Source organism: Mycoplasma testudinis ATCC 43263, from assembly GCF_000687795.1.
In the GTDB taxonomy this organism is placed as follows: Bacteria; Bacillota_I; Bacilli_A; order Mycoplasmatales; family Mycoplasmoidaceae; genus Mycoplasmoides; species Mycoplasmoides testudinis.
Genome location: NZ_JHXT01000009.1, coordinates 44983 through 54616, shown reverse-complemented (window position 1 = coordinate 54616; position 9634 = coordinate 44983). Strand labels below are relative to the sequence as shown.

At 30.1% G+C, this 9634-nt stretch carries 7 protein-coding genes; 2 read left to right on the top strand and 5 right to left on the bottom strand.

Features of this window, described 5'->3' with window-relative positions; all coding sequences use genetic code 4:
- Nucleotides 1-205 precede the first annotated feature (205 nt).
- Nucleotides 206-691, bottom strand: coding sequence for an IS30 family transposase (locus T384_RS06985; RefSeq protein WP_052663467.1), 486 nt, complete (start codon nt 689-691; stop codon nt 206-208).
- A gap of 634 nt (nt 692-1325) precedes the next feature.
- Here T384_RS06985 and pgmB point away from each other — a divergent pair.
- Nucleotides 1326-2015 carry a beta-phosphoglucomutase gene (gene pgmB / locus T384_RS0103005; RefSeq protein ID WP_027119790.1) on the top strand — a complete coding sequence of 230 codons (690 nt, stop codon included), beginning with the start codon at nt 1326-1328 and terminating at the stop codon, nt 2013-2015.
- Nucleotides 2016-2019: 4 nt separating this feature from the next.
- Here pgmB and T384_RS0103000 read toward each other — a convergent pair whose 3' ends face one another.
- The 4 genes from T384_RS0103000 to T384_RS0102985 form a co-directional block, all read right to left on the bottom strand.
- Nucleotides 2020-3315, bottom strand: a complete 1296-nt coding sequence (locus T384_RS0103000) for an ATP-binding protein (protein WP_027119789.1) — start codon at nt 3313-3315, stop codon at nt 2020-2022.
- Nucleotides 3316-3500: 185 nt separating this feature from the next.
- The gene (locus tag T384_RS06305; RefSeq protein ID WP_036498972.1) at nt 3501-5222 is read right to left on the bottom strand and encodes a glycoside hydrolase family 13 protein; all 1722 of its coding nucleotides are present in this window, start codon (nt 5220-5222) and stop codon (nt 3501-3503) included.
- A 10-nt stretch (nt 5223-5232) separates the two neighbouring features.
- Nucleotides 5233-7521, bottom strand: a complete 2289-nt coding sequence (locus T384_RS06300) for a family 65 glycosyl hydrolase domain-containing protein (protein WP_052663465.1) — start codon at nt 7519-7521, stop codon at nt 5233-5235.
- The gene (locus tag T384_RS0102985; RefSeq protein ID WP_027119788.1) at nt 7508-9109 is read right to left on the bottom strand and encodes an alpha-amylase family glycosyl hydrolase; all 1602 of its coding nucleotides are present in this window, start codon (nt 9107-9109) and stop codon (nt 7508-7510) included. The genes T384_RS06300 and T384_RS0102985 overlap by 14 nt, the downstream gene beginning before the upstream one ends.
- Before the next feature lie 124 nt (nt 9110-9233).
- Here T384_RS0102985 and T384_RS0102980 point away from each other — a divergent pair, with 124 nt between their 5' ends.
- The gene (locus T384_RS0102980) at nt 9234-9551 is read left to right on the top strand and encodes a hypothetical protein (protein ID WP_027119787.1); all 318 of its coding nucleotides are present in this window, start codon (nt 9234-9236) and stop codon (nt 9549-9551) included.
- The last annotated feature ends 83 nt before the right edge of the window (nt 9552-9634 follow it).

Here is a 9634-nt window from a genome sequence, read left to right as displayed (position 1 = left end):
TGATCCACGCTGGTAAGAAGCGTATGCATCAGCAGAATAAATTGGTAGTTTGTGTTCTTCACGAATAATTTCAAGGTTTGTAAATTCTTTCCCATTGTCTACTGTCAATGATTTAAACGTTCCAAGTGGATGGTCACTAATTAATTCCTTGATTGTGCCATTCATTGATGCAGCTGTTCGGTCTATAATCGGGATTAAAAAATATTTACGTGACCGGCGACAGATGAAGGTTGCAACACAATTTTTGGTAAGCCTTGCGGGGCGCAACGACCGTATCCCCTTCTAAATCGCCATTTCTACCGCGATTATCGATGATTTTAGGCCTTAGATGAATACTTATCCCTATGTTTGTTTTTCCGCGCCTTTCTTCGCCTTTTTTACGTTTCCTCTTACAAATCAAATCTTTAGTCGTTACATCGATCAATCCGTTGTAGATTCAGTTGTAAATAGTCTTAAATGATAATTTTCCTTGATAATTTCTGCCAATAATAATTTCTGGAGACCATTTTAACTTGATGTGCTTTTCAATTTCAGCTTTTATGTCTTCCGTCAATTTGGTTTTCCTGCCACGTTTTTTCAAAAGTTCTTCGGATGTTTGCTGGGCTAAATCATGGTCGTAATTTTCTTTACCACCACAACGGTTTATTTCTCGTGTTATTGTAGAAGCAGCAACGTTGATTTTTTTTCGCAATTTGTCGTGCAGATATTTTGGCCTTAAGAAGAATTGAAATCTGACTTCGTGTGGACATGTTAAGATTATTAAAACCCATAAGAGTACCTCTGTTATTGTTTACGTTTTTCAATAACATTTTACAGAAACTCTTATGGGTTTTCTAATTTTTAGTGTTGTATTTATTATTAGAATCTACCTAAATAAAATTCAATGTTTCTTCAACACTTTTTTAACAAGTGCAATTTATTTTATTCATCTAACTTCTTAATAAAAAAGGGCTCATTCATTATTTGATAAATGACGTTTTAACTTTTAAATAAAAATTAAAGTTACATTAATTACAAGCTAAAAATCTGTTAAAAAGATGGCTATGAATCAAAACAGAGAATAAAATTACAGCATAATTAATCATATTGTTTAGTGATATTTTTACGATAAATTACGCAGTAAACCGAACTCTAGTTCGGTTAACTTCTACCGCGGCATCCACTTATAAATGATATCCTCAAATGATAAACTTTAGCTTAGACAAACAAGCAATTTATTAATTCTAAGCCTGTGAAACATTGTTAAAAGATTTTGCATATTCAACCCAAAAAATATAAATGTGATTAAATAGCAAGTGAACAAATCTTAAAAAAGCAGGAAAAATATGGCAAAAAAACTCAAAGGTGTAATTTTTGATTTGGATGGAATTATCACAGATACAGCAAAATATCACTATCTGGCTTGAAAAGCAATTATCAAACCTTTTGGAATGAACTTAACTATAGATATCAACGAAGAAATTAAGGGTCTTTCCAGAAAAGATACGCTGTTAAAAATATTAGAAATTTTTAATTACAGTAAATTAGATACACAAAAAATAGATGAATTGTGTTTTGAAAAAAATGAACTTTATAAAAAATTAATAACAAATTTATCTCCGCAAGATATCTTGCCTGGAATTGAAGACTTTATCAAACAAATTAAAGAAGCAAATCTAAAAATGGCAATTTCATCAAGTTCTAAAAATGCAGCGAACATTATGGAGTTACTAAAACTCAAGGATAAATTTGATTTTTTTGTAAATCCCGCAACAATTATCAATGGAAAGCCACACCCAGATATTTATTTAGCGGGTGTTAAAGGTTTGAATTTACTGGCCGAAGAATGTATTGGGCTCGAAGATGCTTCTGTTGGGATTGAAGGCTTAAATGCGGGCAACATTTTTTCTGTTGGCATTAATGCTCATGATGAATATGTAAAAAAATTTTCTAGATATTATTTAACAAAAACAGAATTACTAGATCTTGAAAAAATCTATCAAGCCTTTTCTGGTAATCAAACGGCCAAAAATTAAACCATTATTTGAAAATTGTGTCAACAGCATAAAGAGGCAAATCGACATAGTCTTTATGTTTTAAGTACTGTTTTAGTGAAATTTTATACGCTAATTTAGGGTAGAATTTAGACAAAAAGGCACTAAATGATTTTGACTTTGTGTTAAACGCAGCCTTAACTTCCAAAGGAACAATACCATTTTTATATTGAACTACAAAATCGACTTCACTAGTATTTTTGTCATTTGCGTAATAAAAAAACATCAAATCTTCCTTTGCTTTTAATTCTTGGCAAATAAATTGTTCTGTTAACGCTCCTTTAAAAGTTGATAACAAACTATTTTCCTTTAGGATTAAATCAGGTTCAACACCTGCTAAACATCCTAAAAGCCCTACATCTAACGAATAAAGTTTAAATATATTAATGTTTTCATAAATTTTTAGTGGTAATCCAATTTGGTTAACACAATTGACCTTAGTAGTCAGACCATATTCGGACAACCAAAGCATAGCTTGTTCAAACTCAGAAGCCCTTGCTCCCGTGCGCAGCAATTTATAAATAAATTTCTTATTTTCCTTTGCTAATTGGCTTGGTAAACTGCGCCAAACCTGTTTGATTTTAGGTACTTGGGCTAGCGGTGGATGTTTAGAAAAATCGTTTTCATAAGTTTTTAAAATATCATTTTGTGCTTGACGCACATGCAAATAATTTTGAGTTTGTAAATAAGAATTAATTGCTGCTGGCATTCCCCCAATAAGGTAATAAAGTTTTAAATAACGTTCATATGTATTAGAAAAACGATTCATTGTTTCGTAATCACATTGTTCCAGAATTTCAACAAGACGTGTTTCATTAAAGGCTAATAAAAATTCTGTAAATTTAAAGGGAAATAAATTTAAAAACTGTACTTTACCTACAGGGAATGAATTGTTTTTGTGAAGAGCTACACCTAATAACGATCCTGCAGCGACAACAAAATATTCAGGCGCATCTTCACAAAAATATTTCAAACTCTGAAGGCCTCCTTCTACCATTTGAATTTCATCGAAAAAAATTAACGACTTTTTAGGAACAATTTTCTTGCTCAAATAAATCTCTAAATCATTAATTATTCTTTTTGGATCTAGATCATTTAAAAACAAATTTGAAAGAATTTTATTTTTTTCAAAATTTATATACACAAGATCTTCAAATTCACTATTTCCAAACTCTGAAATAAGCCACGTCTTTCCAACTTGCCTTGCACCTTGAACAATCAAAGGTTTTCGGTCAAAGCTATTTTTTCATTTGATAAGTTTTTCTAAAGCAAATCTTTTCACTAAATTACACTTTCCAGGCCGAAAGAGGACCTTGTTTATTGTTTATAAATATAATTTTATATTTTATTAGTTAATTAATTACATTTATTCCCCACATAAAAATGTAATCCATAACACTTTTACCCCACATAAAAATGTTATAAATGTTTTGTTTATATATCTTCAAAAATCGAAAAATTTAATATTTAAGTCAATTTAATCTTTAAATTAGTTCAATCTATCTTAACGTTAATTTTTTTGTTTTTATATTTTTTAACTAGCGACGTTGAATGAAAATCACTTGTTTTTTCAAGAGTTCATTCCCCTTTCGCAAATATATCGTTTTTCTTTCTTTGTGCTATTAAGTTTTTAATTTCTGACAAAAGGTTCTGATTTTGTTCTTTTGAATCCCAAATCATACACTTGCGACACCCTGGATCTTGATCTCCATCCAGACCAATTTCATCTCCATAAAAAATACATGGCGAACCACTAAACAAAAATAATAGTTGATAAGCAAACAAGAATTTATGCTCATTACCTTTTAAAATTGTTAATAATCTCGGTACATCGTGACTGCTTAATATATTGAACATCCCTGTCGCATCGTACGCGTTATAAGAAAGTAAAAATTTAGAAAAGTTGGTTTCAAAAAATTTCTTGTTAGGGTGCAGTGCTGCATCTATAATTAGCCCTCGTAGCGGATAATTCATAACTCCATCAAACATATCCCCTGATATCCAGGGTGTAGAATCGTATCAAATCTCGCCTAAAATATAGATATTAGGATTAATTTCTTTAGCTCATCTTCTGAAATTTCTCCAAAACTCAAAAGCGGGTTCGTTGGCAACATCTAATCTTCATCCATCAATCCCTAATTTTGTTCATTTAGTAACAACTTTCTTTAAATATTCTTGAACCCCTGGATTCATTCAATTTAATCTAGGCATATAAGCTGCAAAAGCAAAAGTTTCGTACGGATAATAATTAAAATTGAAATTCTTTTCATCTGTTAAATCAATAGAAGATCGAAGCTTTTTTAACTGATTAAAATTATTAATATAAAACCAGTTTTTATATTTTGATTTATCTAAATTTTTAATAACATCTTGCCACGGCTGAAAAAATCATCCGCTATGATTAAATACAGCATCCAACATAACGCGAATACCCTTTTGGTGAGCACTATCAATTAATTGCTTTAAAACTTTTTCATCCCCAAAATCTGGTTCTATACTTAAATAGTCTGTCGTATCATATTTGTGATTAGATTCGGCTTTAAAAATTGGAGTTAAATATAATCCTGTAATTCCTAAATTTTTAAGATAATCTAATTTTTTTATTATTCCTTTAAGGTCACCACCAAAATAATTTAACCGTCCTGGTTCTTTGCCTCATAGATCTAAAGGTTTGCGTTTTTTCTTTCCAGTTTTAAAAAAACGATCAACAAAAATTTGATATCAAACGGTGTTTGGCAACCAATCTGGAATGGTTTTCAAATTTCCTTTTGTTAAATAAGCTCATGTGTAGCACTCGTCGTGAATATTTTTCGGTCATTCATCATATAAATTGAATCGCGTAAGATAAAGTGATTTTTTACCAACTTGTAATTCAAAAAAATAATGCAGACGTTTGGTTTTTATTGTTGTATTTGCACGATAATAGTCAAAGACTCCATCTGACACAAAGAACTCCATTTGCTGATTAAATGAGTGTTCTCATACCTGCATATTCCCTATTTTTTCATTTTTCTTAACTCAGGGAGAATCACTTCTTAAAACCGTATAAGGATCGCCATAATGTAATAAAACTTTTTTTAGTTTAATGTCCTTACGAATTTGGACAATTAAGCCTAGCGTATCTTCGTTAATTTGATAAGCTGTTTTCCAGTACGGATTGTGAAAAACAAAATCATTTTTAATAAACATAGAAATTTCCTTATTTAGTTTTTTTAGTTGTTGGTTGTAGTGTAACTGAATTGAATGAAATTAATTTATCTCCTGTTGCAATAATTTCTTTTCATTCATTTAAAAATTTAACTTTTGTTTTAATCTGTCCTAATTCTTTTGGAATATACGGGTTTACTTCAAGTTTTTTATTTTGGGAAAATCTTAATCCTAAAAACCCTTCTACCATCGCAAGCCAAGCTCCCGACATAGAAGTAATATGCAAACCATCGTCAGTGTCATCGTTGTAATTATCTAAATCTAAGCGGCAAGTGCGAGCCATCGTTTCTAATAAAGTTCCTGTTGGTTTATTTAAACGCGCTGCCAAAATCATATGAACACATGGAGATAATGAAGATTCGTGGACTGTATACGGTTCATAGAAAGAATAATTTCGTTCAACTTCTTCATTTGTAAATTTTTCTGGAAAGAAAAACATTGCTTGTAAAACGTCAGCTTGTTTGATATAACAAGAACGCAAAATTTTATCTCAGGACCAGTGCTTATTAATTGGTCTTTCGTTCTCAGGAATTTCGCTTTTGGGTTTTAAATCTTTATCTAAAAAAGTATCTGATTGAACAAATATTTTTTTCTTTTCATCATAAGGTAAATACATTTTTTTAGCAATCGCTTCTCATTGCTTTAAATCGTTGGCAGTGAGATTATATTTCTTAAGATTGGAAACTTGATATTTAGCAATACATTCTAATGCGTATTCCAAACATCATTTGGCCATATAATTAGTGTATCAGTCATTATTAACATTATTGTCGTATTCATTTGGCCCTGTCACGCCATGAATCATATATAGTTTTTTGGATTGAGCAAAATGGACACGGCTAGCCCAAAACTTGGCAACTTCAAAAATTACTGGGAAACCAAATTCTTGCAAGTACTTTTCGTCTTTGGTTCATCTAACATAATTGTAAATACCAAAAACCATCGAAGCATTACGGTGAATTTCTTCGAAAGTGATTTCTCATTCATTATGGCACTCAACCCCGTTGAAAGTAACCATCGGGTATAAAGCCCCGTTCAATCCAAGTTTTTTGGCGTTTTCAATTGCTTGCGGTAATTGCAAATAACGGTATTTAACCAAATTTTTAGTTATTTCTTGGTCTGCGGTTGCTAAATAAAATGATAAGCAAAAGGCCTCTGTATCCCAATAAGTAGCCCCACCATATTTTTCTCCCGAAAAACCTTTAGGACCAATATTTAATAAAGGATCTGCGCCAGAATATGTCGATAAAAGTTGATAAATACAAAATCGAACACCTTGTTGTAAAGGAATGTTTTTTTCTATTAAAATATCACTTTTTTCCCAACGAATCAATCAGGCTTTTGCTTGTTTCAATAATTGTTCATCAAAATCTGATTCGTTGAGTTTTTTTAAAGGGCTAACTACATAAGTTTTAGCTTTTTTAAAATCCATATTAAAATCTGATTTGATAAATACATGCTTATCAATATTTAATAAATCACCATCTTCTTTTGAAGTTCAAGATAAAGATGCTTGATATCCGGATATAAATTTTTTATAGATTATTTTTTTTGAATTTATTTGATTTGAAAAAATTTTAAAACCACTATAAACATTAAATTGTTTAACGTTAAAATCGTTTTCTTTAGTTTTTGTGTGCATGACGAACAAATCTTTGGAAATTGTTTCAATATCTATCAAATCTCAAAATGAAACTTGTTCAGCAGCATCATAATTAGTAATATCATTGCGAACACGAGTGCAAAACTCTATTTTTGTATCTTTTGGAACTTTAAAAGAAAAACGGGTTAAGACTCTTTCAGTATCTACAATACTATAAAATCGTAATACTTCGTAAGAAACTAATTTATTATTAATTTTGAATGTTACTTTTCGGGTGTATGTTCCTTTTTGCATGTCTAATTCACGAGAAAAAGAAGCAATTTTAAGTTTTGATAAATCTAATTCAATTTCATCAATAAAAATTTGAGTATCTAAAAAATCAACAGCATTAATCATTTTCCCAAAATATAAAGGATATCCGTTTTTTCATCACCCTACCCGAGTTGGAACTGGCAGCCAAACGCCTCCCAAATAATTTCCTAAATGCTTAAATGAACTAAAGGTTTCTTCAAATGTAGCGCGTGATCCGATCAACCCGTTAGTAGATGAAAAAATGGATTCACTAAAATAAATATTTTCTTCTTTTAAAGGCAATTCATTTTGAATAACTTTTCAGTTGTCATAAATTAGTCCGGTTCTGCTTTTTTGCTGTGTCTTTTTGATGCTATTTTTTTTCATAAATTCGTGCCTCGTATGGAAATAAATAATTAGATATGGATTTCTGGTAATTCGATTTAATTAATTTCTCTTTTGGAGATTCTACCCTCTTTATTTTTCTTTTGGAAAAATTAAATTCTAACCTTCAAATCTTTTTATTCTTGATAATTTCTACTATCCCTTTTTTGTTGTTAAATTCCACAATATTAAAACTTTTATAACTTGTTAACATTGAACCTTTAAAACTCTTTCTAAATAGAATTAACTCAGTCAAAAAACGAGATATGCTAAATTCTTTTTTAAAATCAGATACTTGGTTTGGATTTACAATTTTTTGCCCTAATTTTACTCAAGGAACGCCTTTCGAGAACCCACCATATTTTTTGTTATTATCTCAGTATAAAGGGGATCTTGAAAGTGCTCTGGCACCTGATTTTGCTGCTTTAATAAACTCTTCAGTTGTTAATTCTTTTCGTTTTAAAACCCGTCCGGAAAATTGATCTTTAATTGTGTAGTCGGGATATTCGTCTAAACTATTGTATTCGGGCTTAAGCATGCCAAATTCTTCACCTTGAAAAATAAAAGGTAATCCTTTATTAGTAAATAAAAACATGAACATTAACGATTGTGCATAAAAATGTAAGCTATCCGAAACATCAGGGAAATAACGAGAAATGGCTCTTGGAGTATCGTGGTTACTTCATGAATTAATGAATACCCCGCCATATTCAATGTATTTATACAAATTTTGCAAATCTTTAAAAACAGGTTTATTTTTTACTGGCGCAAAAGCGGCATACTTATTTCTTCAATCCAAATCATGTAACCCGCTATAAAAAAATCCTTCAACAATTTTGTTTTTAGAGTTTGTAAATTTTTTTGCAATTGATTTAGTTAATGACCAAGCTTCCGCAAAAACCTTTAATTTGTAAGGCCAAAAAACTTTTTCGGCAAGTTCATGCATATATTCGTAATGATGCTTACCATATTTGATAACAAAAGGTTTTATTGTTTTCCCAATATGTTCAAAAGCATCAAGTCTAAAATATTTAACACCTTGCTTTGCCCAAAAAACAATAATTTCTTGCATTCAAATGCGAACCTTTGGATTATCTCAATTGAGATCTGCCTGATTGCTCGCAAAAAGATGCAGATAATAACTTTTGGTCTTTTCGTTATACTGTCAGGCAGTTTCACCAAAATATGACTGTTGAGTAATATCAGGGTTGTCTTTTCAAATAAAAAAATCATATTCTTGGGCTGCCTTTGATAATTTGGCTTTTTGAAATAATTTTGAATTTGTTGAAATATGATTAATTACCAAATCCATCATAATTTCAATTCCTAATTTTTTTGCTTTAGTAACAAGTCTTTTAAAATCGTTTAGAGTTCCATATTTATGGTATATCTTAAAAAAATCAGTAATATCATATCCTGCATCAATCATATCGGACTTATAAATGGGGCATAGTCAAATTAAGTTAACACCTAAATTGTGAAGGTAATCAAGCTTCTCAATTAAACCTTTTATATTCCCGTTGCCTGTAGTTCCACCATCAAAAAAAGATCGTAAATAAATTTGATAGCCAACAATATTTTTGTTTTGCATACCTATATTTTACATCCTAATAAAAAGATTTAAGTGCATATGCAATATGAAAAACAAGAATTAAAAAATTACCTCTTATTGAGATTAAAGAGATTTCTTTTTGTAATAGGACAAAATAATAAAAATGGAGTTTCATATAAAGTATGTAACTATCTGTGTTATCGAAAGAACCTGTCCGGTCGGGGACATTGTTGGCAGTGCTTTAAAAGAGGTAAGAAGCGAGTTACGAATAGTTAATATTAAAAACTTAATCAAACACAACGGTTTCGTTTGAGTTTATATTACTCACAAAGATTTATTTTCTTACTACTTCAATAAATCAATTTGAGAATTAAAAGCAAAAAAATCAGACGATAATTCCCAGATTAAAAAATTAACTAAAATTATTGAAAGTAAAATAAAAAAGCGAAAAATAGATAACGGTTTAAATGGTAAACATTAATCTTTCGAGTAATCTGTTAGTCCAAAAAAATAAAACTTTGAAAAACTACATTGTTGTCTTATAATTCCAGAAAATATTTAAAA